Source organism: Rhodococcus rhodnii NBRC 100604 (assembly GCF_001894925.1).
Classification (GTDB): domain Bacteria; phylum Actinomycetota; class Actinomycetes; order Mycobacteriales; family Mycobacteriaceae; genus Rhodococcus_F; species Rhodococcus_F rhodnii.
In genome coordinates this window covers 1-1106 of the sequence record NZ_BCXD01000068.1, presented here as the reverse complement: position 1 = coordinate 1106, position 1106 = coordinate 1, and the positions used below count along the sequence as shown (strand labels likewise).

Here is a 1106-nt window from a genome sequence, read left to right as displayed (position 1 = left end):
CGGATCCGGTCGGCCAGGGCACGCGGGATGCGGTACCGCAGGGCCGCGATGCCCGGTGCCGGCTCGACCGGATCGACTGCACTGACGTGGATACGCTGCGTCGCCGAGTGCGCGATCGCCTCACGCACCGTCTCGGGATCGAGCGGACCCACACCGGGCAGGAAGCCGACGCTCGGGATCGCCGCCGAACTACCGCCAGGGGCACTGGCACCGGCACCGGCACCGGCACCGGCACTGGCACCGAAACCGGCACCGAACGATCCGCTGCCGAATGCGCCGCCGATCGATCCGTCGCTCACGACGATCTGCACGAGCGGCCCGCGCTTGCCCGCTGCCGGAATGGCGGTCGCGCAGTCGTTGCGCCCACACCCACACGTGAGCCGCCCGCTTCCATCGGCGAGAGCGACGAGTGCATCGGCATGCCGTTGCGGCATGGAACGCTCGTCACCGGCGCAGACGTCGCCGATGGCCATCTCCTTCAGCCGGTTCCAGATCGTCGCCGCATCCAGTGACGGCAGCTCGCCCGAGAGGAACGCCATCCCGTCGTCGCACTGCTTGACCGAGATGTACCGCTGCTCCTTCGCCCGCGCAGAACGCTCCGCGAACCCGTCACGGTCGTAGCGCGCCACCAACCGCCGCAGCCGGTCTCCGAGCCGCCGTGGCGGTAACCCGTCGATCGGGCCCCGCGCGAACAGAGCCGCCTCCACGATCCGGGCCTTCTCGTCGGACAGATTCTGCAGCAGGTTGTGGATCGTGCGGACCTGCGCCAGATCCAACTCACCCACCGAGAACGCCGTATTCGTCAACGGCAGCCGGTTTTCGAGGTCCTCGCACAGCGTGATCGCGAACCACACGCGCCCCTCACTCATCCCCAGTGCGAGCGACACCTCGTTGGCTGCCGACTCGCCTGGAATCCCCACCGACCCGGACGCTTCCGCTGCCACTCGCGCCGCATGAAACGCCCCGATCGCACGAATCTGCCGATACTCCGCACACGCCAACGCACGTTTGGACTCGACCAGTCCCGCCACGGCTACCAGCCCGTTTCCCGAGCCGCCCCCACCCGAATCGAACATGAGTACGACACTACAACCACCCACCGACAC

The 1106-nt window shown here is 68.5% G+C and carries 1 protein-coding gene; it reads right to left on the bottom strand.

Annotation, left to right across the window (positions count from 1 at the left end; all coding sequences use genetic code 11):
• Positions 1–1076: DUF222 domain-containing protein (locus RR1_RS21500; protein WP_072713758.1), on the bottom strand; the 1076-nt coding region annotated here is incomplete at its 3' end.
• Between the last annotated feature and the right edge of the window lie 30 nt (positions 1077–1106).